This is a genomic window from Streptomyces sp. NPDC039462, assembly GCF_055639375.1.
This window is the reverse complement of sequence record NZ_JBVKAO010000001.1, coordinates 1,669,330-1,692,902: the sequence shown is the minus strand read 5'-3', so window position 1 is coordinate 1,692,902 and position 23,573 is coordinate 1,669,330. Positions and strand designations below refer to the sequence as shown.

The window sequence follows — 23,573 nt, the reverse complement described above, 5'->3', positions numbered from 1 at the left end:
TGAGCACCGCCCCCGCTACGCCGACTCGGCGACCTTGCTCTGGACCCGTACCGCGACCTCCGTCCACATCTCGGCGCTCTCGCCGGCGAGGTAGGCCACGACGCCCCTGCAGTGCGGCGGCACCTTGTCGATGATCTGGTCCCACTCCTCCCTGCTGATCGTGTGGATGCTGAGCAGCCGCAGCAAGGTGCGGCCGATCTCGCTGAAGCGCAGCGCCGGGTCGGCCTTGAGCCGCTTGACCGCGGTGGCCCGGTCCTGGGCCGCGTCCCGGTCGGGCACGGCCGAGGGCCGGGCGACGCGCGGGGCGGTGCCCCGGTCGTCGCGGTTCGTCTGCTTCCCGCGCTGCGGCACGGGGTCCTCGCCCCGCATCATGCGGTTGCGCACGTCGCGCACCGTCTCCGGCGAGATGGCCGCGACCCGGGCCACCTGGCGCAGCGACAGGCCCGGGTTCTGGGCGATCAGCTCACCGGCGAGCCTGCGCCCCTCCGCGCCGTTGATGGGCCGGACCCGGCCGTCGTGGCCGATCCGGCTCTCGTCGCCCTGCCGGCCGCCCGGGGCGCGCCTGCGGAGGTCCGCGACGGTGCCGGGCGCGATGCCGCTGACCGACGCGATCATCCGGTCCGACCACTGCGGGTGGGAGGCGATGATGCGCGCCGCCGCCCGCTTGCGGTCCGCCGTCGTCAGCGGCAGACCGTGCGTGACGTTCGATTCGACGGCGAGCACGAAGGCGTCGTCCTCCGCGCCGTCGAAGTACTTCACCGCGATCTTGCTGCGCCCCTGGAGTTCGGCGGCGCGCAAGCGGTGCAGGCCGTCGATGACCCGCATCGTCGGACGGTGCACGGTGATCGGCGGCAGCGGCGTCTGTACGACCGCGAGTGCCTGAACGTGCTCCGGATCGACTCCGGTCGTCCGTGGTGAGTCCGTCGTCGACAGCGAGCCGATCTCGACTTCGACGACCATGAGCCGGTCGATCTCTGCGTGCTCAGGTGTTGCCAACTCAACTCCCCCTCAAGCTCTGTTGTCCCCCGTGCGCGCGTCCCGGCACACCGCCCGGCCGCGCCCCAGCGCCGAGTCCCCCTGCCGCCGTCGGTCCGCTCCGCCGTGCGTCACGGTCACGTACGCATTTGCCCTTGGTCGAGGGCCCCTGAAGTGAATGCGTCGCGTGCCCCGCGGGTGTGTTCTCCCGGATTACAGAATTCACCCGCGCTCGCACCCCGGTCCCTTCGGCGGGAATCCGCGCGCCCGGCCGCGGGAGAATTTCCCCCGACCGGGCACTTTCACCCTAACAACGTGCTTTCCGCCCTGGAACCCCTCACTAATAACGCGCCACGGGTTCCGCCACCCCTATTCACCCCTACCGGCCCGCGCACCGGCGACCGGCCGCGCGAGGGTGCGGCCCATCAGCGGCGTCAGCGTGTCGACGGCGCTCGCCACCGAACCGATCTCCGTCCGGGTCAGGGCCTGGTCGCCGTCGCAGAGGGCCCTGCCCGGCTCGGGGTGCACGTCGATCATCACGCCGTCCGCGCCGACCGCGAGGGCGGCACGGGTCAGCGGCAGGACGAGGTCCTTGCGGCCGCCCGAGTGCGAGGGGTCCACGATCACTGGGAGGTGGGACAGGCGCTGGACCACCGGCACGGCGCTGATGTCCAGGGTGTTGCGGGTGGCGGTCTCGAAGGTGCGGATGCCGCGCTCGCACAGCACGATGTCGAGGTTGCCGCGCTGCGCGATGTACTCGGCGGCCATCAGCCACTCCTCGATCGTGGCCCCGAAGCCGCGCTTGAGGAGCACGGGCTGGCCGGCCGCGCCGACCTCTTGGAGCAGCGCGAAGTTGTGCATGTTGCGGGTGCCGATCTGCAGCATGTCCGCGTAGGGGGCGACCAGTTCGACGCTGGCCGGGTCGATGACCTCGGTGACGACCGGAAGGCCCGTCTCCTCCCGTACGTCGGCGAGGATGCGCAGCCCGGTCTCGCCGAGCCCCTGGTACGCGTACGGCGACGTGCGCGGCTTGAAGGCCCCGCCCCGCAGCAGCGCGGCCCCGGCCGTCTGTGCCATCCGCGCGGCGGCCAGGGTCTGCGAGTGGGTCTCCACCGCGCAGGGCCCGGCGATCACGGTCAGGGTGTCGGGGCCGATGGGCACGCCGCCGACGGTCACGACGGAGCGGTCGAGGTGGTGTTCCCTGCTGACCAGCTTGTACGGCACCGAGATGCGCACGACGTCCAGGACCCCGCGCAGGTGGGACAGGTTGAGGGCGCCGAACGCCGCCACGTCTCCCACCAGGCCGACGATCGTCCGGGTGACGCCTCGGCTGACGAAGGCGTCCCCGCCGGCCGTGCGGACCAGTTCGACGACCGCGTCGACGTCTTCCTGCGTGGCCTCCGGGGCCATCACGACAACCAAGGGGTGCCTCCCGTGAACGGTGTCCCGGCGGGGCGGGACTGATCGCGAATACGTGATATTCCCCGACCGGACCGAAATCCGTCCGCACTCCGGAAAACCGCGGAAAGCGCAGGGAACCGTCGGGGAAATACGTCGGGCGACCACGGTAGAAGCGCCGGGGCCATTTCCTCAATGAAGACCGGCACTCTTGTCCAACTGCGCAATATCGATGACGCCCTCGCCCGGCCCGTGCGACTCAACCGACTTTCTCAACTCAGCGGACTCACCGGACGCACCGAACTCACCGTGCTCACCGGGCCAGGGCGGAAAGGCGACCTCCACCGCGAGCCCGCCGTCCGGCCGTGCCCGGGCGCTGATCACGGCGTCGTGGGCGAGGGCGATGGCGTGCACGATGGAGAGGCCGAGGCCGTGATGGCCGTCGGCCGCCGTGCGGCCGAGGCGCTGGAAGGGTTCGAAGAGCCGTTCCACCTCATCCGGCGGCACCCGCGTGCCGGTGTTGGCCACGGCGAGGACCGCGTGCCCGCCCCGGCCGCCGGTGGTGATCCGCACCTGCCCGCCCGGGGTGTTGTGACCCACCGCGTTGTCCACGAGGTCGGACACCAGCCGCTGGACCAGGGCCGGGTCGCCCAGCACGGCCGCGGAACCGATGGCGGTCTCCACCCGCAGCCCGAGCCCCTCGATCCGCGGACGCGAGGCGTGCAGGACCCACTCGGTGACGCGGGCGAGGTCCAGCCGCTCCCGGTGTCCGAGGCCCCGCTGACTGCCCGCGAGCGTCAGCAGTGACTCCAGGAGCCGGGCCTGCTGTTCACTGACCTGCAACAGCCGCTCGAAGTGGGCGCGAAACGATTCCGCGGTGGCGTCGCGGTCGATGAGCGCCTCCTCCAGCAGGGCGTGTTCCAGGGTGAGCGGGGTGCGCAGTTCGTGGGCGGCGTTGGCGACGAAGCGCCGGTGGGAGTCGAGCGCCGTCTCCAGGCGGCCGAGGAGCCCGTCCACGGTGTCGGCGAGGTCCTTGATCTCGTCAGCGGGCCCCTGGACGGCCAGCCGCTCGTGGAGGGTGTGCGCCGAGATGCGGCGGATGGCGCCGGTCATCGCGCGCAGCGGGCGCAGCGCACGCCGGGCGACAAGACGGCCGAGCACGGCGGCGACCACCACCATGACGGCCAGGGCGATCCCGGACTGCACGAGCAACTCCCGCAGCAGGTCAGCGTGCTGACGCACCGCCTGTTCGTGCAGCCGGCCGACGACGTCGCCGGTCCTGGCGGCGGTGCGGGCGCCGGGCCCGGCTCCGGGACCCGCTCCGGTTCCGGTTCCTTCGACGACCACACGGTCCGCCGGGAACCGGGCGACGAGCAGATACGTGATGGCGAGCAGGACCGCCCCCGAGGCGACGAACAGCGCGCCGTACAGCAGTGTGAGGCGTGTGGTGAGCGAGGGCAGGCGCATGGGTCCCTCAAATCCGGTAGCCGCTCCGAGGAATGGTCTCGATGACGGGCGGGGTGCCGAGCTTCGGCCTCAGGCGGTTGATGGTCGCCTTGACCGTGGTGGTGAACGGATCCGTCGCCTCGTCCCACACCCGTTCCAGGAGCTCCTCGGCCGACACGACCCGGCCCCGGGCCGCGAGCAGGTACTCCAGGACCGCGAACTCCTTGGGCGTGAGCGCGAGACGCTCCCCGGCGCGCGACGCGACCCGCTGCGCCGGGTCGAGTCTGAGGTCGCCGCGGACGAGGACCGGGGGCAGCGCCGCCCGCGAGCGGCGGCCGAGCGCCCGGATGCGGGACACCAGCTCGGCGTAGGCGAACGGCTTGAGGAGGTAGTCGTCCGCGCCGAGGCCGAAGCCCGCCACGCGGCGGGTGGTCGTGCCGGTGGCCGTCAGCATCAACACCCGCGCCTGGACGCTCTGTTCGGCGAGCCGACGGCACACCTCGTCGCCGGGCACGCCGGGCAGGTCCCGGTCGAGCACGACCACGTCGTAGTCGACCACGGAGGTGCGTTCGAGGGCGTCGGCGCCGTCGGGGGCGACGTCGACCGCCATGCCCTCGCGGCGCAGCACCCGCGCCACCGACTGAGCGAGCTCGGCGTGGTCCTCGACCACCAGGACCCTCATCGCGGGGGCCTCATCGGGGAACTGATCATGAAGTCCACGGTGCCCGAACCGTCGTCACGCACCGGTCACAGCCCGGGCACGCCCGACGCGCCCGGGCTTCCTGTGAGCCGGTCACAGATCTTCGGACCGCGGTGTGACCGACCGCCGCGTAGAAACGGAACCGCACCACCGCGACTGCGCCAGGGCCTCGCGACACCTCGCGACACCTCGACAAGGAGATGCCGGCCGTGCTCACCAACGGGGAGACGGACATGACCGACGTCCGGTCGTCAGCCCACGTGCAGCCGGTCACAGGCGTCGTGCGACGCGGCCCCCTCGCGGTCCTCCTCCCCCGGTCCCGCGAGGGGGTTCAGCTTGGCCGCGAGGTCCGCCCGCCGCTGGACGGCGAGCTTGCGGTACGCCCGCGTCAGATGCTGCTCGACGGTGCTGATCGTGATGCAGAGCTTGTCGGCGATCTGGCGGTTGGTGTGGCCACGGACGGCGAGCGTGGCCACACGCAGCTCCGCGTTGCTGAGCTCCTCGGGATGTCGGCGGTTCCCGGAGGACCACGGCTGTTCGGCGGGGTGCGGGCTGCCGGCGTCGGCCGCGGCCGGCATGCTGGGCACGGGCACTCCGCACTCCCCGGCGAGCCGCTGCGCCTTCCTGGCCAGGGCGCGCGCCTGGCCGACCTTGCCGAGCTCGCGCTGCGCGCGCGCCAACTCGTCGGTGGCGCGGACCAGTTCGAGGCGGTGCCCGCGGTCCCGCAGGATGTCGATGGCCTCGCCGAGCAGCGGCGGCCGGTGCGCGGCGTTCAGCGTGGTGGCGAGCATCCGCAGCGAGACGGCTCGCGCGCAGTCGTTCTTCCGGTCGCTCAGGGCCAGTTGCTCCTCGGCCAGGGCCCGGGCGCGGTCGCGGTCGCCCAGCGACAGGTGGGCTTCGGCCGCGTCGGTGCGCCACGGCACAAGGGCCGGCAGGTCGAAGTCCCAGCGTCGCATGAGGTCCCCGCAGGTGAGGAAGTCGTCGAGTGCGGCGTAGGGGCGTCCGGCCGCGAGGTAGTAGTGGCCGCGGGCGCGCAGATAGAGCAGGCCGTCGGCGGTCTGGAACGCGGCGTCCGGTACCGGAATGCTGAGATGGGCGGCGGCCTCGTCGAGCCGGCCCATGACGGTCCTGGTGAACACGGCGGTGGCCACGGGCGAGACGACGGCCACGCCCCAGCCGTCCGCGGGGACGAGGGCGAGCGCGGAGCGCGCCGACTCCCGCGCGGCGACGAGTGCGCCCGTCCTGAGCTCGATGCGCGCCTTGGCCGCGGCGAGCAGCGCCTGCCACATGGGGGCGCGCCGCTCGACGGCCTCCTTGAGGAGCGTCTCGCACCAGAAGCCCGCCGCGTCCAGGCGGTCGGCGAGGAGCAGGGAGTTGAGCGCGACCAGGAGCGGCGTCAGCGTGCCGTCGTCGAGGCGGGTGCTCTGCAGGATCTGCTCGGCCCGGACCACCACGTCGTCGCCCGGCCCGTCGAGGAGGGCCTTCACCAGGGTGGCGGCCCGCTGATGGGGGCTTCGCGCGAGCGCCGCCGCGTGCTGCGGACTCGTGTCCTCCGCCGTCGTGTGCTCCGGTGTGCCGCCCAGGCAGGCCCCGGCGGAGGCGGGCAGTCCCGGATAGGCGTACGTCATCCAGCGGCGCGGGCAGTCGTGCCGGTACCGGACGCCGGGGCCGGACCGTCCCGGCGACGCGGTGCTCTGCCGCTCGACGGCACGGAGCACGTCGAGGGCGCGCTCGGCCCGGCCGAACCAGAGCAGGTGGCCGACGAGTTCGTCGGCGTCCCGGGTGCCGAGGCGCCCGTCGAGCGCCGCAGTGGTGAGCTCGGGCAGGTGCTGGGCGACACCGGCCGGGTTGACGCGCCAGCCCGCCCGGGTGAGCGCGGCCCGGATCTCCAGGGCCTGGTCCGGGTCGGTGCCGCTGTCGCGGGCGATGCGCAGGCAGGTGAGGGCGAGGTCGACCTCGTCGTCGGCGAGGGCGCGCTCGGCCGCCTCGATCAGGGTGCGCCGCGCCCAGGGCGCGTCGGCCGTCTCCGCCGCGATGAGGTGCCGCACGACGACGGCCGAGGCCGCCCCGTGCTCGTGCAGCACCTGGGCGCAGCGGGCCTCGACGCGGGCCCGGTCGGCGGGCTCCAGGCTCCTGAGCACCGCGGCGCGCCCGGCGTCGTGGCGGAACCAGCCCGCGTCGAGGAGACCCGCCTCGTTCAGTGCCCGCAGGCTGCGCAGGAGCGACTCCCTGCTGGTGCCGAGGACCTCCACCAGTTCGGCGAGGGACATGTCGGCGCCCGCCACCGCGAGGGCCCAGGCGGTGCGCCGCGTGGCGAGGTCGCTGCGGTACAGGCAGGTCGCGACGGCCCGTACGAACGACTCACCCGGCACCAGACCTGCGGACGGTGTGGTTCCGGCGCCCGCGGCGCGGTGGTCCTCGATGAGCGCGCGGGTCAGCAGCGGGCTGCCGCCGCCGATGTGGTGGATCTCCGAGACGAGCTTGCGCGTCCGCCACCCGGGCTCACCGAATAGGGAGATCATTTCTGCGACTCCGGAGCGCCTGAGCGGGCCGAGCCTGATATTTCGGCAGCCCGGCAGACGCAGCAAATCGACACGCAATCTCGCGTGTCCCGCCAGGAAGCCGCTGTTCTCGCCCAGCACGACCAGAATGCGACTGACGGCCAGTCGGCGGGCGAGGAAGAGGAGGCATTCCAGGGAGTGTTCGTCGGCATGCCGCGCGTCGTCGATACTGAGCACCAGGGGCCTTTCCCTGGCTTTTTCGAGTAGAATCCCGCAGAGCTCGGGAATCTCGTTCATGGCCACGGCGGGCAGTTCCCCCGCTGCTCGCCGCGACTGGGCCGAGCCGGCGATGAGCTCCACGAGCCGGGCCGCGCGCCGGGCGTCCGCGGCGGGCAGATCGGCGCCGAGGAGCAGTTGTCCCATCACCCCGAGGGGCAGGTCGCTCTCCGCATCCGACGCTGTGGCCTGCAAGTGCAGTGCACCCGAGGCGTGGACGCGCGCCTCGAAAGCGCGCAGCAGCGCGGTCTTGCCACTGGCGACCGCGCCGCTGACCAGAATGACTCCGCCATGCCCGCTCGCACACGAGTCGAGCATGTGTTCCATGATCGAGAGTTCTTCACCGCGTTCCACCAAGTTCATGAGCCGACTTCTCCCCCGCGGCTGACGGCTGATCCGTGAGCGGCCGTAAGACCAGCTGGATCAATTCCATCGACTGAACCGGCCACCCGACGGACGACTCTGCCATATCTGAAAATCAACTACCAGCGTTATTTGACTCAATGCGACGCCATTACCGTCACGAATGCGCCACATCCCCGGCAATCGGACGCAGCCGCTCCATATCATTCGGAAACTCTTGCGTATTTGCCTGATGACGGAACTCGGCGAATTTCGGGAAGGCTGCTGCCGACCGGACGAAAAGACCACCGTGGCGAATGGGACGGCAGCGACGAGAGGGCCGGGGAACGATTGGCCCGTTCCGCATGGCTCCCTCACCCGGCGTCTGACCGGTTCGGGTCGCCCCCGGCGGACCCGCAGACCGAGGGGAGGCACCCGCGCGGGACGGCCGAACCGCCTGGCCGACGGCACAATGGGCACGTGGAGTGGTTCACCGCGGACGCGTACTGGTTGAGCCGGCTGATCTTCCAGCGGGCCCTGGCCGCGCTGTATTTCGTGGCCTTCCTGGGAGCCGCCCTGCAGTTCCGGGCGCTCATCGGTGAGCGCGGAATGCTGCCGGTGCCGCGGTACGTGGCACAGGTGCCGTTCCGGCGGGCGCCGAGCCTCTTCCAGCTCCACTACTCGGACCGCTTCTTCGCGCTCTGTGCCTGGGCGGGCTGCGCGGTGGCGGTGGCGCTGCTGGCCGGTGCGGACGGGCTGCTGCCGCTGTGGGGCGCGATGCTGCTGTGGCTGGTGCCCTGGGCGCTGTACCTCTCCATCGTGAACGTGGGCCAGACCTGGTACGGCTTCGGCTGGGAGTCGCTGCTCCTGGAGGTGGGGTTCCTCGCGGTCTTCCTCGGCAACGACCGGGTGGCGCCGCCCGTTCTGGTGCTCCTTCTCCTGCGGTGGGTGCTCTTCCGCGTGGAGTTCGGCGCCGGGCTGATCAAGATGCGCGGCGACGTGTGCTGGCGCAAGCTCACGTGTCTGTACTTCCACCACGAGACGCAGCCGATGCCCGGCCCGCTGAGCTGGTTCTTCCACCATCTGCCGAGGCCCGTGCACCGGGTGGAGGTCGCGGCCAACCACGTCACCCAACTGGCCGTGCCGGTCCTGTTGTTCACGCCGCAGCCGGTGGCGACGGGTGCGGCCTCCCTCATGATCGTGACCCAGCTGTGGCTGGTCCTCTCGGGCAACTTCGCCTGGCTGAACTGGCTCACCATCGTGCTCGCGGCGTCCGCACTCGACCTGTCCGCCTGGCACGCGGCACCCCCTGTCGGGGAGGCACCCCTCTGGTACGTGGTGGTGGTGACCGCGGTCTCCGCGCTGCTCCTGGCGCTGAGCTACCGCCCGGTGCGCAACCTGCTGTCCCGGCGGCAGGTCATGAACCGCTCGTTCGACCCGTTGCACCTCGTCAACGCGTACGGCGCGTTCGGCAGCGTCAGCCGCGTCCGCCAGGAGGTCGTCATCGAGGGCACGGCGGACGAGGTGCCGCGCGAGGACGGCGACTGGCGGGCGTACGAGTTCAAGGGAAAACCCGGTGACGTGCGCCGCTGGCCGCGCCAGTTCGCCCCGTACCACCTGCGGCTCGACTGGATGATGTGGTTCGCCGGGCTCTCCCCCGCGTACGCGCGAGCGTGGTTCGGGCCGCTCGTGGAGCGCCTCCTGGACGGTGACCGGGACACGCTGCGGCTGCTGCGGAGTTCGCCGTTCCCGCCCGACGCACCGCCCGCGTACATCCGCGCCCGGCTCTACCGCTACCGGTACACGACCCGGCGCGAGCTGCGCGAGACGGGCGCCTGCTGGGAGCGTACGTACGTCCGGGAGTTCCTGTCGCCGACGCGGCTCGCCCCGCCCGTTCAGAGGCCGTAGACGCGCCGGGCCGTGCCACCGAACACCTCGACGCGCTCAGCCGGGTCCAAGTAGCCCGTCAACAGCCGTGCGGCGTCCAGGACTTCGCCGTAACCGGCCGCGAGCGTGCTGACGGGCCAGTCGGAGCCGAACATCAGCCGCCGGGGCCCGAACGCCTCGACCACGGTGTCCGCGAAGGGCCGCAAATCGTCGACGGTCCATGTCGCGTGGTCCGCCTCGGTGACCATGCCGGAGAGCTTGCACACGGTGTTGGGACGCGCGGCGAGCGCGCGGACCGCGGACGCCCAGGGTTCGACGGCACCCGACACGATGGGCGGCTTGCCCAAGTGGTCCAGTACGAAGGTGAGTTCGGGCAGGTCGGCCGCCGCCTTGGCACAGGCCGGCAGCTGATGCGGCAGGACGACGAGGTCGTAGGCGAGGCCGGCGGCGGCGACTGCCGCCAAACCCCTGCGGACGTCGGGGCGCAGCAGCCACTCCGGCTCGGGCTCGCCCTGCACCTGGTGGCGGATGCCCACCAGGTGCTGCCCGCCCGGCAGTTCGCGGAGCGCGGCCAGCCGGTCGGCCACGTCCGGGCGGGTGAGGTCCGTCCACCCGACGACGCCCGCGACGAGGTCGTGGTCCGCCGCGAGGGCGAGCAGCTCCGGGGTCTCTTCCGGGACGGTCACGGTCTGGACGAGGACCGTGGCGCCGACACCCGCCGCGCGGGCCTCGGGCGCGAGGTCGGCCAGGGTGAAGTTCCTGCGGAGCGGTGCGAGGGCGTCGCCGGTGATCCATTCCTGGTCGCGCACGGAGAGGTCCCACACGTGGTGGTGGGCGTCGACGAGGAGCGGCCCGGTCCCGGTCACGGCAGCTCCCACACGACGGGCAGTCCGGCGCCTGCGCCCTCGGCGGAGTAGTCGTGGGCCACGTCGAGCAGCTCGGCCATCCGCGCCTGCCAGGCGATGTTGACCGGAAGGCGCTCCAGTTCGGCGAGCACGCGACCGTAGTCCTCGCACTCCAGGAGGTGGAAGAGGTCGGTGCCGCTGCGCCAGATCGTCCAGGACGACACACCCGCGGCACGGATCGCGGCGGTGAGTTCGGCGGGCACCTCGCGGTGCGCGGCGTCGTAGGCGTCGACGCGGTCGGCGCGGACCTTGGTGTGCAGGGCGACTCTCACAGCCGGTGCCTTCCCCGTACGTCCCCCGGTATGTCTTCCGGCCCGGCTTCCCCTGTCTCTCCGGGGACCGGCACCTCCGGCGGCAGCAGTCCGGTCTCCCTCGCCTCCTGCCAGAAACCGGCGGGCACCTCGGCGGCGAACTGTTCGGCGGCGTCGGTGACCTGCTCGGGCGCGCGGACGCCGACGAGCACGCTGGCGACGGCCGGGTGGCCGGAGGGGAAGGCGAGCGCGGCGGCCCGGAGCGTGGTGCCGTGCCGTTCGGCGACCGCCCGCAGGGCCCGGGCGCGCGCCAGCGGTCCGGGCGGCGCCTCGGTGTAGTCGAAGCGTGCCCCGGGTCTGGGGTCGGCGAGCAGGCCGGAGTTGAAGACGCCGCCGATGACGACCGAGGTGCCGCGTTCGCTCGCCGCGGGCAGCAGTTCGGTGAGGGCCCGGTGGTCGAGGAGTGTGTAGCGGCCGGCGCAGAGCACGGCGTCGACGTCGGTCTCGCGGACGAAGCGGGTGAGCATCTCCGCCTGGTTCATGCCCGCGCCGATCGCGCCGACCACGCCTTCGGAGCGAAGCTTCTCCAGCGCCGGGTAGCCCTCGCGGAAGGCCTCTTCGGCGTGGTCGTCGGGGTCGTGCAGGAAGACGACGTCGACGCGGTCGACGCCGAGCCGGTCGAGGCTGGACTCGAGGGAGCGGCGCACGCCGTCCGCGCTGAAGTCCCAGATCCTGCGGTGCGTGCGCGGCACCGCGAAGCCGCCGTCGGCGAGGTCGTCGCCGGTCACCTCGTCGGCGGGCGCCAGGAGCCTGCCGACCTTCGTCGAGATGACGTACGAGGAGCGGTCCCGGCCGCGCAGCGCCTCGCCCAGCCTGCGCTCGGACAGGCCGAGGCCGTAGTGCGGGGCGGTGTCGAAGTAGCGGATGCCCACGTGCCAGGCGCGGTCGAGGGCGGTGGCCGCCTGTTCGTCGGTGACCGGCGCGTACAGGTTGCCGATACCGGCGGCGCCGAACGACAGCTCGGTCACCTCGACGCCGCTGCGTCCGAGGGCGCGCCGCCGCACCGGGCCGCTCACCGGTTCACCGGCCGGAGCCGCAGGCCCTGCATGCCGCCGTCGACGGCGAGCGCGGTGCCCGTGGTGGCTCCGGAGATGGGGCTCGCCAAGTAGGCGATGGCGCCCGCGACCTCCTCCGCGGTGACGAGGCGGCCGGTGGGCTGGCGGGCCGCGAGCGCCGCCCGTTCGGCGGCCGGATCGGGGGCGGCGTCCAGGAGCCGGCCGACCCACGGGGTGTCGACGGTGCCGGGGTTGACGCAGTTGACGCGCACCCCTTCGCGCACGTGGTCGGCGGCCATGGCGAGGGTGAGGGAGAGGACCGCTCCCTTCGACGCCGCGTACAGGGCGCGTTGCGGAAGGCCGGCGGTCGCGGCGATGGAGCAGGTGTTGACGATGGCCGCGCTCGTCGAGACGCGCAGGTGGGGCAGGGCGGCGCGGCTGGTGCGGACGACGCCGAGGACGTTGACGTCGAGGACGGTGTGCCACTGGGCGTCGTCGTTGTCCTCGACGGTGCCCTGCGCGCCGATGCCCGCGTTGTTGACCAGGACGTCGAGGCCGCCGAGGTCGGCCGCGGCCGAGGCGACGGCCTCCCGTACGGACGCGTCGTCGCTGACGTCGGCGACGTACGCGCGAAGGGGCTCGTGCACCCCGCTCGGGTCGAGGTCGAGGACGGCCACGTCCGCTCCGCGCGCGGTGAGGAGTTCGGCGGTGGCCCGGCCGATGCCGGACGCCCCGCCGGTGACCAGGGCCTTGAGCCCGTGGAAGTCGGTCATGCGGCTGCTCCCTTGTCCTGTGCGAGGTGGTCAGGTGCGGGGCCGTCCTCTACGGGGCCGTCCTGTGCGAGGTCGGCGGCCCAGAACGTGCCGTCCGGATAGGTGAACTCGGCGACGGACTCGGCCCGCATGGTCGCCGAGAAGCCCGGTGCGGTCGGGGCCGTGTAGTGGCCCGCGCGGATCAGCACCGGGTCGGTGAAGTGCTCGTGGAGGTGGTCGACGTACTCGATGACGCGGTTCTCGGTGGTGCCCGCGAGCGCCACGTAGTCGAACATCGACAGGTGCTGGACGAGCTCGCACAGGCCGACGCCGCCCGCGTGCGGGCAGACGGGCACGCCGAACTTGGCGGCGAGCAGCAGGATGGCGAGGTTCTCGTTGACCCCGCCGACCCGTGCCGCGTCTATCTGGAGGATGTCGATGGCGCCGGCTTGGAGGAGCTGTTTGAAGACGATGCGGTTCTGCACGTGTTCGCCGGTGGCGACCTTGACGGGGGCGACGGCCGTGCGGATCGCGGCGTGGCCGAGGACGTCGTCGGGGCTGGTGGGCTCCTCGACCCAGTAGGGGTCGAACTCGGCGAGGGCGCGCGTCCACCGGACGGCCTCGTCGACGTTCCAGCGCTGGTTGGCGTCGACGGCCAGGCGGATGTCGGGGCCGATGGCCTCGCGGGCGGTGCGGCAGCGGCGGATGTCGTCGGCGAGGTCGGCGCCGACCTTCAGCTTGATCTGGGTGAAGCCGTCGGCGACGGCCTGCCGGGCGAGCCGGGTGAGCTTCTCGTCGCTGTAGCCGAGCCAGCCGGGCGACGTGGTGTAGCCGGGGAAGCCCTGCTCCTTGAGCCGGGCCGTGCGGTCCGCCGCGCCCGCGCGGCCGGACCGCAGCAGCCCCAGGGCCTCGTCCGGAGTGAGGGCGTCGGCGATGTAGCGGAAGTCGACCTGGGAGACGAGCCATTCGGGCGTGGCGTCGGCGAGCAGCTGCCACAGCGGCTTGCGGGCCCGCTTGGCCGCCAGGTCCCAGACGGCGTTGACGACGGCGCCGATGGCCATGTGCATCACGCCCTTCTCGGGGCCGAGCCAGCGCAGCTGGCTGTCGCCGACGAGGTCGCGGTTGAGCGTGCCGGGGTCGGCGCACAGCTCGTCGACGGGGCGGCCGATCACGTGGTGGCGCAGGGAGTGGATCGCGGCGACCTGGACGTCGTTGCCGCGGCCGATGGTGAAGGTGAAGCCGTGCCCCGCCAGGCCGTCGCCCGCGTCGGTGCGCAGCACCACGTAGGCGGCGGAGTAGTCGGGGTCCGGGTTCATCGCGTCGGACCCGTCCAGTTCCCGTGAGGTCGGGAACCGTATGTCGTAGGTGTCGACCGCGGTGATGCGGGTGGTGGTCGGGGACACAGGAGGCCTTTCCGGAAGGGGCGGGTCGCGCAGGCAGGGGGCGGCGGACCGTTGCGGGGTCAGTCCTGTGCGCGGCCCGTGGTGACGCGCGCGATCATCAGGGCGACCAGGATGATTCCGCCGTAGATGGCCTGGATCCAGAAGGACGGCACCTGGGCGAGGGTGAGCAGGTTCTGTACGACACCGAGGAGCAGGACGCCGGTGAGGGCGCCGGACATGGTGCCCTTGCCGCCGTCGAGGCTGATGCCTCCGATGACGGCGGCGGCGAACACCGTGAAGATCATGTTCTGGCCCTGGTTGGCGTTGATGGCGCCCACGTAGCCGGTCTGCATGAGCCCGCCGATCGCGGCGAGCGCTCCCGCGACGACGAACACGCCGAGCATGACGCGTTCGACGCGGATGCCGGCGGCCCGCGCCGCTTCCGGGTTGCCGCCGATCGCGTACAGGGCGCGGCCCACGCGGTGGTACTTGAGCACGAAGCCCGCGATGCCGAAGGCGGCCGCCGCGAGCCACACCGACAGGGGGACGTGCAGGAAGGTGGAGGTGGCGAGGGTGTAGAAGGCCTCGGGCATGCCGAAGAGGGTCTTGCCCTCGGTGGCGCCGACGAGCAGGCCGCGCAGCACGATCAGCATGGCGAGCGTCACGATGAACGCGTTGAGCTTGAGCTTGACGACGAGGACGCCGTTGAAGGCGCCGATGGCCGCGCCGACGAGCAGGATGGCGAGGATGCCGACGGCGGCGGGCAGGTCCGTGCCGAATCCGGCCTGGGCGGCGGGCAGCACGAGGAGCGCGCCGACGGCGGGCGCGATGCCGACGACCGACTCCAGGGACAGATCGAACTTGCCGGTGATGAGGACGAGCGACTCGGCGAGGACGACCATCGCGAGCGCGGCGGACGCGCCGAGGACGGAGATGAGGTTCCGCTCGGTCAGGAACGTGTCGTTGAGCAGTGCGCCGAGCAGTACGAGCAGCAACAGGGCGGGAACCAGGGCCAGTTCGCGGGCCCGGCGCAGGAGTACGGATCTGGCCGAGGCCGCGTCGCGGCCCGTCCGTCCGGGGGTGGCCGCCGTCACGGCCGGGGCCTTGAGGTCAGCCATGGTGGTCTCCTTGTGGTTCGCCCGAGAGTGTGTTGTGGCTGGTCGCGCCGTTCTCCGCGCCTCTGACGGGGCTCGTCCGGTCCACGCCCTCGATCGACGCGATCAGGGTGTGGTCCGGCCAGCCCGCCGCGTGCTCCGCGACGATCCGGCCGTGGAAGAGGACCAGCACGCGGTCGCAGCGGCGCAGGTCGTCGAGTTCGTCGGAGACGACGAGCACGGCGGTGCCGTCCTCGCGGGCGTGGTCCACGCGGGCGAGCAGAGACTCCTTGGATTTCACGTCGACGCCGGCGGTCGGGTTGATGAGGACGAGCAGACGCGGGTCGGAGGCGAGGGCGCGGGCCATCACGACCTTCTGGGCGTTGCCGCCGGAGAGGTCGGAGACGGGCTGGTCGGGGCCGTCGGCGTGGATGTCGAGGCGCTCGATGAGGTCATCGGCGAAGCGGCGTCTGGCGTCGGTGCCGACGAAGCCGTGGCGGCCGAGCCGGTCGAGGACGCTCATCGTGGCGTTGTCCCCGACGGTCATGCCGGGGACGAGGCCCTGGACGTGGCGGTCGCGCGGGACGCAGCCCACTCCGGCGCGCAGGGCGGCGGGCACATCCCCGAACGGCAGTCGCTCGCCGCCCAGTCGGGCGGAGCCCGCGGTCGGGGTGTGGAGTCCGGCGAAGCTCTCCGCGAGGTGGACCTTGCCGCTGGCGCTGGATCCCGCGAGGCCGACGACCTCGCCCCGGCGCACGGTGAGGTCGATGTCGGCGTACGACTCGCCGGTCAGGCCCTTGACGTCGAGCACCACGGGGGCGTCGGCGGGGACCCCGGCGCGTGCGACGGCGTCCTCGGCGTCGGCCTGCCGCGCGATGACCTCGCCGGCCATGGCCTCCACCAGCGCGGCGCGCGGCAGCTCGGCGACGGGTGCGCTGGTGATCCAGCGGGCGTCGCGCAGCACGGTGACGGTCTGGCACACCTCGTACACCTCCTGGAGGTGGTGCGAGATGAACAGGAAGGTGACGCCGGATTCCTGGAGGGCGCGCATGTGGGTGAAGAGGCGCTCGATCTCTCGGTTGTCGAGTTGCGCGGTCGGCTCGTCGAGGACGATGAACCGCGCGCCGAAGCTCAACGCGCGGGCTATCTCGACCATTTGGCGGTCCTCGACCTTGAGGTCGGCGGTGCGGGCCTCGGGGTCGACGCGGACGTCCCAGGTGTCGAGGACCCGCGCCGCCTCGGTGCGCAGCCGCCGCCAGCTGATGAAGCCGCCGCGGCCCGTCGGCTGCCGGTTGATGAAGAGGTTCTCGGCGACCGTCAGGTCCGGTACGACGGTGGGCTTCTGGTAGACGCAGGCCACCTTGCGGCGCCAGGCGTCGCGGTCGGTCAGCGGCGGCGCGGGTTCCCCGTCGAAGCGGACGGTGCCCGCGTCGGGTGCCTGAAGGCCGGTGAGGACGGTGACGAGGGTGGACTTGCCCGCGCCGTTGCGGCCGACGAGGGCGTGCGACTCGCCCGGCAGGACGGTGAGGCGGCCGTCCCGCAGCGCGACGGTGGGCCCGTACCGTTTCACGATGCCGGACGCCTCGACGAGCGGGATGTTCCTCGGGTGCGCATTCATTCGACCGTGTTGCCCCACAGCTCGGCGTCGTCGACGTTCTCCTTGGTGACGAGCGGGGCGGGCAGTTGGTCCTCGAGGATGCCGCTGGGCAGCTTGACGATGGTCGAGCCGTGGTCGGTCGGGCCCGGCTTGAACTTTTCGCCCTTCATCGCGGCCTTGATGTAGTGCATGCCGTACTTGGCGTAGGCGTCGGCGGGCTGCGAGACGGTGGCGTCGATGTGGCCCTTGCGGATGGCGTCGAACTCCTGCGGGATGCCGTCGTTCGAGACGACGGTGATGTGCCCCTTCTCACCCGCCTTCTTCAGCATTCCCTTGGACTTGAGGGTCTGCAGGGTGGGCGCGAGGTAGACGCCGCCCGCCTGGAGGTAGATGCCCTTGATGTCGGGGTGGGAGTTCAGCAGCGTGTCCAGCTTGGCGGCGGCCGTGTCGGACTCCCACTTGGCGGGGATCTCAAGGATCTTCAGCTTCGGGTGCTTCTTTTTCACGCAGTCGCGGAAGGCCTTGGACCGCTCGCGGCCGTTGACGGACGCGAGGTCCCCCATGACCTGCACGACCTTGCCGGTCTTGACCCGGCCGCCGAGGTAGTCACAGGCCTTCTCGCCGTACGCGACGTTGTTCGCCCGCACCACCATGGCGACCTTGCCCTTCTCGGGCGCGACGTCCACGGCGACGACGGGCACGCCCTTGCGCTCGGCCTGGTCGAGGCCCGCGGCGATCGCGGCGCTGTCGAGCGGCGCGACGACGAGGCCCCGCACGCCCTGGTTCAGCTGGTTGTTGATGTCGGTGATCTGCTGCGAGGGGTCGCTGTTGGAGTTGACCGTCTTCATGGCGTCGACGTCCTCGGACTTCGCCATCTTCGGGACGTAGTCGTTGTACGACTGCCAGAACGGCGAGGTCAGCAGGGGCAGGATCACCCCGACCTTGCCCTCCCCGCCGCCTCCGCCGCCGGGCGACGCGGCGTCCTTCGTACTGCCGCACGCGGCGAGGACGAGGGACGCGCAGGCGGCCGCGGCGGCGGCGCGCACCGCCCGCGACGTCCGCGTGCTGCTGGGCCTGTTGCGCACTTTCCTGCCGGCCATCTGACGGCTCCTCACCGAAGGTGAACGAAGAAGGGTGGAGCGTGATCGAGAGTGATCGAGCGGGTTTCCGGGGCCTGATGACGCGAATATTTATCAGACCACTTGCCGCCCACAACACCCCTCGACGCCGACTTTTCGCGGTCTCCGGCCGTAGTGGTCAGACCACATCTCTGGCTAGACTGCGGCGCACTCGGCCAGCAGAGGAGCGTTACGTGGACCAGCCAGAGCAGTCCGCCCCGCAGAAGGGCACCGTGACGCAGCGGGCCATCGAGCAGATCAAGGCGATGATCGGCGAGGGACGTCTCGAACCGGGCCAACGTCTGCCCACGGAACGGGACTTGGCCGTCCAGCTGGGCATCTCCCGCAGCTCCATGAGGGAGGCGATCCGCGCGCTGACGGTGCTCGGCGTCCTCGAAGCACGGCACGGCTCCGGCATCTACGTCACGCAGCTGGAGGCCGGGGACCTCCTGGAGACCTTCGGCGTGGTGGCGGACCTGTCCCGCGGACCGCAACTCGTCGAGCTCCTGGAAGTACGCCGCGTCCTGGAGTCCACGGCGACCGCACTGGCCGCGGCCCGGATCACGGAGACCCAACTGGCCGACGTGGAGAAGCATTTGGAGGCCATGAACGCCACCGACGACCCGGAGGAGATCCTCTCCCACGATCTGGCGTTCCACCGCACGATCGCCTTCGCGGCGGGCAACGACACGATGGCCGCGATACTGGAGGGCCTCTCCTCGCGCACGTTCCGCGCACGGGTGTGGCGCGGCTACCAGGAGGAAGGCGCCTTCGAACGCACCCGCCGCGAACACGCCCGCATCCACCGGGCACTCGTGGCACGCGACCCGGAGGCGGCCCGGGCCGCGGCGGCGGCACATGTGGGCGAGGTGGAGGACTGGCTGCGGGCGCAGTGGGAGGGGTGAACTGTGGGCGCAGTGGGAGGGGTGAACCCAGCTGGTCGGCGCGGTCAGTCGTCGGCCAGGGTCTGCTCGATCCGCCCGACGAAGGCCCGGGCCAGCTCTTCGAGCTGTGCCTCGTATCCGGGCAGGTCGCCCACCTCTCCGAGCCGCAGCCAGGCCACGGTGCTGCCCACCCGGACGACGGCCATGGCGTTCGTGCTGTCCTCGGGCTCCTTGTAGTACGTGAAGGTCGAGCTCTTGTCGCCGAGGGGCGGCAGCGAGAGCGGTGTCGTCCTGTCGTAGCCGGACTGATCCTCGACGAGCTGCTGGTGCGCGCGTCCCGCCTGGGCGGGCGAGGTGCAGGCGAAGATCCGGAACTCGGCGCGGACGTAGCCGGACCCCGGCGACGCCAACGCGTACAGCACGCCTCCCTCGTGACAGCCGCCGGACCGCTCGGCCTCCTTGGCGCCGGCCCTGCCCTGCGGGACCCAGCCGGGCCGCAGGTCCTGCCGGGCGGGCAGGGCGCCGCGCGTCTGCGCCACGGTCAGCGCGCGGGTGCGGTCGGCCGCGCCGCTGCCGATGTCCGCGCCGGCAGTCCCCTTCCCCTCCGACACGCCCTTGCCGTCTCTCTCAGCGCTCCGCTGCGCCGCGGTGTCCCGGGGGCCGTCGTCGGTGAGGAGCCGCGTCCCCCCGTACACGCCGAGCGCCACCAGGGCCAGCAGCAGTACGCCGGTCAGCGCGAGGACCGCGAGGGGACCCGGGGACTTCGTGATGGTCAGGGGGCCGAACGAGATCTGGCTGCGCGAGATCGTGCTGCGGTCGATGACCATGGAGTCGCGGTAGTACGTCGTGGGCGCGTGGAGGTGGAAGGCCAGCTGACGCTCCAGCTCCGGGTCGCCGTCGATCTCCTCCCGCAGGACCGCCTGCGCCGCCGCGCGTGCGGAGTCGCCCGCTCCCGCGTCGTCGAGTCCGGCCAGCGCCGCCCGCCCCCGCTCGGTTCCGGCGAGCCGGGCCCGCACCAGCTCGGTGACGGCGACCCCCGCCCCCTCCCCGACGCCACTCGCCGCCCCCGTCGCCACGGCGGTGACCACACCCACCGCCATGGCCGCGAGCTCCGTCGACCCCATGCCGTACCCCCGCTGCTCGACAGCCCCAGGGGCTCATCATGTGCCACCTGCCCACCGCCCGGGCACCCCTCGGCGGCAAGGCGGCCGAAAGAAAAGCGCGCGACGGGCGCGAGGTGTTCTGGCACCATCCCCCCGTGATCACCGACTCGCGCGCCACCCCGCTCCTGACCGCGGCCGTCCGCAACAACGCCGCCTGGTGCGACGCCGTCTGCCGGTCCCACGGCGTGCCCGGTGCCGTCGAAGGCGGTGTGTGGGCCAGTCCCCGGCGTACTCCCCCGCTGTACCCCGACGCCGTGACGCTCTCGCCCGACGTGACGCCCGACGACGTACTCCCCCGCATCGATCTCGCCTCCCCCGGCGCCTCCGTCAAGGACAGCTTCGGCACGCTGGACCTGTCCGGGGCCAGTTTCGAGGTGCTGTTCGAGGCGCGGTGGATCCACCGGCCCGCGGGGGAACCCATGCCCGGGCCGGAAGGCTGGCGACCCGTCGAAGACGCCGACGGGCTCGCCGCGTGGGAAGCCGCGTGGAGCGGCGACGGAGAGAGCGGCGATCTGTTCCGGCCGCCGCTGCTCGACGACGGAGCGGTGTTCCTGGCGGGCACGGGCGAGGGCCGCATCCATGCGGGCGCCGTCGCCTACCCCGGCGCCGGCGTCGTCGGCATCTCCAATCTCTTCGCCGCCGACGACGGTCTCGACACCGCATGGCGCTCCTGTCTGGACGCCACGGCCCGGCTCTGGCCCGGTGTGCCGGTCGTCGGCTACGAGCACGGGGACGACCTGACCGCCGCGCTCCGCCACGGCTTCGAACCCGTCGGCCCGCTGCGCGTGTGGCTGCGGGCCGACGGGTGAGGGACTGACCGGAGCGCGTCAGGCCCGCGTGAAGCGCAGCGTCACCAGCTCGAACGGCCGGAGCCGCAGCGACACCGCGCCAGCTGCGAGGTCCGGTGCCGGCACCCCGTCGAGCGGCCGCTCCAGCAGGTCGGTCACCGTGACCGAGCCGACCGGGAAGCCCGCCGTCAGGGTGGGGCGGGCCCGGCCGCCGTGTGCCTCGTGGAAGCGGACGACCACGTCACCGCTCCCGTCGTCGGCGAGCTTGACCGCCGTGACGACCACCGCGTCGTCGTCGACCGTCACCAGCGGCGCCACCTCGGAGCCACCGGTGAGCCGGCGCTCGGGCAGGTTGACGCGGTAGCCCTCGCGCACCGCGTCGCCGATCCCCGCGCCCGGCACCAGCGCGTGCCGGAAGCGGTGCACGCCCTGGTCCGTCTCGGGGTCGGGGAAGCGCGGGGCGCGCAGCAGCGAGACGCGGACCGTCGTGGTCGTGCCGGAGTCCTCGGCGCGGACGGTGCGGGTCACGTCGTGGCCGTACGTCGAGTCGTTGACCAGGGCGACGCCCCAGCCCGGTTCCTCGATGTGCACGAAGCGGTGGTTGCACGCCTCGAACTTGGCGGCCTCCCAGCTCGTGTTGGTGTGCGTGGCGCGGTAGAAGTGGCCGAACTGGGTCTCCGACGCGTACCGCTCAGCGTGGATGTCCAGCGGGAAGGCGAGCTTGAGGAACTTCTCCGTCTCGTGCCAGTCGACCTCGGTGTCGATGTCGAGGCGCCGACCGCCGGGGGTGAGCGAGAGCACCTGCGTTAGGCGCGAGTCGCCGAAGGTGCGCACGACCCGGACCGACGCACCCTCGCCCGCCACGACCTCGTCGGCGTCCGTGAGGTCACTGACGGTGTTGCGGTAGAACTCGTCGACGTCCCACGCGTCCCACATGTTCGGGAAGTCGGCGTGGAGCTGCGGCAGGTTCGCCGCCTGCCCGGGCGGGACGGTCTCCCGGCCGCCCACGAGGTCGTACGCGGAGACGATCAGACCGCGCCCGTCGATCTCCACCCGCAGCAGGCCGTTGTCGAGGACGAAGCCGCCCTCCGCGCGCGGGGTGACCGTCGCCTCGCCGTCGGTCTCGGCGGCCCCGGCACCGCCCGCGGGGACGCCGTCGCGGGTGTGCGGCGTGGAGTTGAAGACCAGGGCGTCGGTCCCGTCACCGGCGAGTGCGCGCTGCGCCTTGGCGATGATGCCGTCGAGTTCCTGGGCGAGCGCCGCGTAGGTCGCGCGGGCCTCGCGGTGCACCCAGGCGATGGACGAGCCGGGCAGGATGTCGTGGAACTGGTGGAGCAGCACCGTCTTCCAGATGCGGTCCAACTGCTCGTAGGGGTACGTGAATTCCTCGCACCGGACGGCGGCCGTCGCGGCCCACAGCTCCGCCTCGCGCAGCAGGTGCTCGCTGCGGCGGTTGCCCTGCTTGGTGCCCGCTTGGCTGGTGAGCGTCGCGCGGTGCAGTTCGAGGTAGAGCTCTCCGACCCAGACGGGGGCGTTCGGGTACTCGGCCTCGGCCTTCTCGAAGAACTCCTGCGGCGTCTCCCACTGAACCGTCGCCGAGCCCTCCAGGTCCCGCATCCGCGCGGCCTTCGCGATCATCTCGCGGGTGGTGCCGCCGCCTCCGTCGCCCCAGCCGGTGGGTGCGAGGGAGTGCCGGGCGACACCCTTGTCCTTGAAGTTCTTCGCCGCGTGGGCGATCTCGCTGCCCTTCATCGAGCAGTTGTAGGTGTCGACGGGCGGGAAGTGCGTGAAGATGCGGGTGCCGTCGATGCCTTCCCAGTTGAAGGTGTGGTGCGGGAAGCGGTTGGTCTGCGACCAGGAGATCTTCTGCGTGAGCAGCCACTTGGAGCCCGCCGCCTTGATGATCTGCGGGAGCCCGGCGGCGAAGCCGAAGGTGTCGGGCAGCCACGCCTCGTCGTTCTCGACGCCGAACTCGTCGAGGAAGAACCGCTTGCCGTGCACGAACTGACGGGCCATCGCCTCCGAGCCCGGCATGTTCGTGTCCGACTCGACCCACATGCCGCCCGCCGGCACGAACCGGCCGTCCGCGACCGCCTTCTTGACCTTCGCCCATACCTCGGGCCGGTGCTCCTTGATCCACGCCCACTGCTGCGCCTGCGACATGGCGAAGACGAAGTCGGGCTCGTCCTCGATGAGCGCGGTCATGTTCGACGTCGTCCGCGCCACCTTGCGCACCGTCTCGCGCAGCGGCCACAGCCAGGCGGAGTCGATGTGGGCGTGGCCGACGGCGCTGATGCGGTGGGCGGAGGGCTCGGCGGGGGTGGTGAGCACGTCGTGGATCTCGGCCCGTGCGGCGGCGGCCGAGCCGTTCACGTCCTGGAGGTCGACGGCGTCGAGCGCACGGCCGACCGCGCGCACGATGGCGTAGCGCCGCCCGGAGTCCTCGGGCAGCTCCTGCATCAGCTCACCGAGGACCTCCAGGTCGATGACGAGCTGCCACACCGTCTCGTCGAAGACGGCGAGGTCCATGCGCTCCAGCTTGTACTGGGGTTCGCTTCCCGCGGTCTCCTTGTCGCCCAGCTGGGTGGGCAGGAAGGGGTGGTAGTCGAGGATGACGGGGTTGGACGCGGCCTCGATGTGCAGCCGCACGTCTTCGCCGCCCTCGGCGGGTGCGGCGATCCGCACCCACTGGTTGCGCGGGTTGAGGCCCTTCACCGGGGTGCCGTCGGGCCGGTAGACGAGGCCCTCGCACTGGAAACCGGGCATGTTCTCGTCGAAGCCGAGGTCGAGGATCGCCTCGACGGTCTTCCCCGCCCACTCCTTCGGCACGGTCCCGGTCACCCGGAACCAGCTGGTCCCCCAGGGCGCGCCCCACTTCTCGCCGACCGCCGTCGGCGACGGCTCGGCGGCGAGCCCCTCGGCCACCGGCACCGGCTCACCCGGCGCGTTCCACACCGCGACGTCCAGCGGTACGGAGGCGGGATATACGGCGGGCCGGATGCGCTCGTCCAGTACGCGCTTGAGTCGGGCTTCGACCAGGGTGCGGTCGTCATGCATGA

18 protein-coding genes are annotated in these 23,573 nt (G+C 72.1%); 3 read left to right on the top strand and 15 right to left on the bottom strand.

Features of this window, described 5'->3' with window-relative positions:
• Positions 1-15 precede the first annotated feature (15 nt).
• From ACZ7LU_RS07010 to ACZ7LU_RS06990, 5 genes are all read right to left on the bottom strand, one after another.
• On the bottom strand, positions 16-996 hold the full coding sequence (locus ACZ7LU_RS07010; protein ID WP_468084078.1) for a streptomycin biosynthesis protein: 981 nt from the start codon (positions 994-996) through the stop codon (positions 16-18).
• A gap of 348 nt (positions 997-1,344) precedes the next feature.
• On the bottom strand, positions 1,345-2,388 hold the full coding sequence (gene aroF / locus ACZ7LU_RS07005; RefSeq protein WP_471916495.1) for a 3-deoxy-7-phosphoheptulonate synthase: 1,044 nt from the start codon (positions 2,386-2,388) through the stop codon (positions 1,345-1,347).
• Positions 2,389-2,565: 177 nt separating this feature from the next.
• A complete protein-coding gene (locus tag ACZ7LU_RS07000; RefSeq protein WP_471915947.1) occupies positions 2,566-3,840 on the bottom strand; it encodes a sensor histidine kinase in 1,275 nt (424 codons plus the stop codon).
• Between the two features lie 7 nt (positions 3,841-3,847).
• Entirely contained in the window at positions 3,848-4,501 is a 654-nt protein-coding gene (locus tag ACZ7LU_RS06995) for a response regulator transcription factor (protein ID WP_471915946.1), read from the bottom strand.
• Positions 4,502-4,770: 269 nt separating this feature from the next.
• Complete coding sequence (locus ACZ7LU_RS06990; RefSeq protein WP_471915945.1) at positions 4,771-7,659, bottom strand: helix-turn-helix transcriptional regulator; 2,889 nt, start codon at positions 7,657-7,659, stop codon at positions 4,771-4,773.
• Positions 7,660-8,118: 459 nt separating this feature from the next.
• On the opposite strand from ACZ7LU_RS06990, the gene ACZ7LU_RS06985 reads away from it, so the two are divergent.
• Positions 8,119-9,546, top strand: a complete 1,428-nt coding sequence (locus ACZ7LU_RS06985; RefSeq protein ID WP_471915944.1) for a lipase maturation factor family protein — start codon at positions 8,119-8,121, stop codon at positions 9,544-9,546.
• Here the strand turns inward: ACZ7LU_RS06985 and ACZ7LU_RS06980 are convergent.
• From ACZ7LU_RS06980 to ACZ7LU_RS06945, 8 genes are read right to left on the bottom strand one after another with little or no spacing between them, the layout of a single operon-like run.
• Positions 9,534-10,391 carry an amidohydrolase family protein gene (locus ACZ7LU_RS06980; protein ID WP_471915943.1) on the bottom strand — a complete coding sequence of 286 codons (858 nt, stop codon included), beginning with the start codon at positions 10,389-10,391 and terminating at the stop codon, positions 9,534-9,536. The two genes, ACZ7LU_RS06985 and ACZ7LU_RS06980, sit on opposite strands and share 13 nt — an antisense overlap.
• Complete coding sequence (locus ACZ7LU_RS06975; RefSeq protein ID WP_468084068.1) at positions 10,388-10,702, bottom strand: L-rhamnose mutarotase; 315 nt, start codon at positions 10,700-10,702, stop codon at positions 10,388-10,390. Before ACZ7LU_RS06975 ends, ACZ7LU_RS06980 begins: the two co-directional genes overlap by 4 nt.
• Positions 10,699-11,757, bottom strand: coding sequence for an aldo/keto reductase (locus ACZ7LU_RS06970; RefSeq protein WP_471915942.1), 1,059 nt, complete (start codon positions 11,755-11,757; stop codon positions 10,699-10,701). Before ACZ7LU_RS06970 ends, ACZ7LU_RS06975 begins: the two co-directional genes overlap by 4 nt.
• Positions 11,754-12,509, bottom strand: a complete 756-nt coding sequence (locus tag ACZ7LU_RS06965; RefSeq protein WP_471915941.1) for an SDR family NAD(P)-dependent oxidoreductase — start codon at positions 12,507-12,509, stop codon at positions 11,754-11,756. Before ACZ7LU_RS06965 ends, ACZ7LU_RS06970 begins: the two co-directional genes overlap by 4 nt.
• Positions 12,506-13,891, bottom strand: a complete 1,386-nt coding sequence (locus ACZ7LU_RS06960; protein WP_471915940.1) for an L-fuconate dehydratase — start codon at positions 13,889-13,891, stop codon at positions 12,506-12,508. Before ACZ7LU_RS06960 ends, ACZ7LU_RS06965 begins: the two co-directional genes overlap by 4 nt.
• 59 nt (positions 13,892-13,950) lie before the next feature.
• Entirely contained in the window at positions 13,951-14,988 is a 1,038-nt protein-coding gene (locus ACZ7LU_RS06955) for an ABC transporter permease (protein WP_471915939.1), read from the bottom strand.
• Complete coding sequence (locus tag ACZ7LU_RS06950; protein WP_471915938.1) at positions 14,981-16,582, bottom strand: sugar ABC transporter ATP-binding protein; 1,602 nt, start codon at positions 16,580-16,582, stop codon at positions 14,981-14,983. The genes ACZ7LU_RS06955 and ACZ7LU_RS06950 overlap by 8 nt, the downstream gene beginning before the upstream one ends.
• The gene (locus ACZ7LU_RS06945) at positions 16,579-17,661 is read right to left on the bottom strand and encodes a sugar ABC transporter substrate-binding protein (protein ID WP_471915937.1); all 1,083 of its coding nucleotides are present in this window, start codon (positions 17,659-17,661) and stop codon (positions 16,579-16,581) included. The genes ACZ7LU_RS06950 and ACZ7LU_RS06945 overlap by 4 nt, the downstream gene beginning before the upstream one ends.
• Before the next feature lie 212 nt (positions 17,662-17,873).
• Between ACZ7LU_RS06945 and ACZ7LU_RS06940 the strand changes: the two genes are divergently transcribed.
• Positions 17,874-18,584, top strand: coding sequence for a FadR/GntR family transcriptional regulator (locus ACZ7LU_RS06940; RefSeq protein ID WP_398298794.1), 711 nt, complete (start codon positions 17,874-17,876; stop codon positions 18,582-18,584).
• A 44-nt stretch (positions 18,585-18,628) separates the two neighbouring features.
• Here ACZ7LU_RS06940 and ACZ7LU_RS06935 read toward each other — a convergent pair whose 3' ends face one another.
• Complete coding sequence (locus ACZ7LU_RS06935) at positions 18,629-19,687, bottom strand: hypothetical protein (protein WP_471915936.1); 1,059 nt, start codon at positions 19,685-19,687, stop codon at positions 18,629-18,631.
• Between the two features lie 137 nt (positions 19,688-19,824).
• Here ACZ7LU_RS06935 and ACZ7LU_RS06930 point away from each other — a divergent pair, with 137 nt between their 5' ends.
• Positions 19,825-20,535, top strand: coding sequence for a hypothetical protein (locus tag ACZ7LU_RS06930; protein WP_471916494.1), 711 nt, complete (start codon positions 19,825-19,827; stop codon positions 20,533-20,535).
• Between the two features lie 18 nt (positions 20,536-20,553).
• Here the strand turns inward: ACZ7LU_RS06930 and ACZ7LU_RS06925 are convergent, their stop codons facing one another.
• Positions 20,554-23,571 (bottom strand): alpha-mannosidase, encoded by a 3,018-nt coding sequence (locus tag ACZ7LU_RS06925; RefSeq protein WP_471915935.1) that lies wholly within the window; start codon positions 23,569-23,571, stop codon positions 20,554-20,556.
• Between the last annotated feature and the right edge of the window lie 2 nt (positions 23,572-23,573).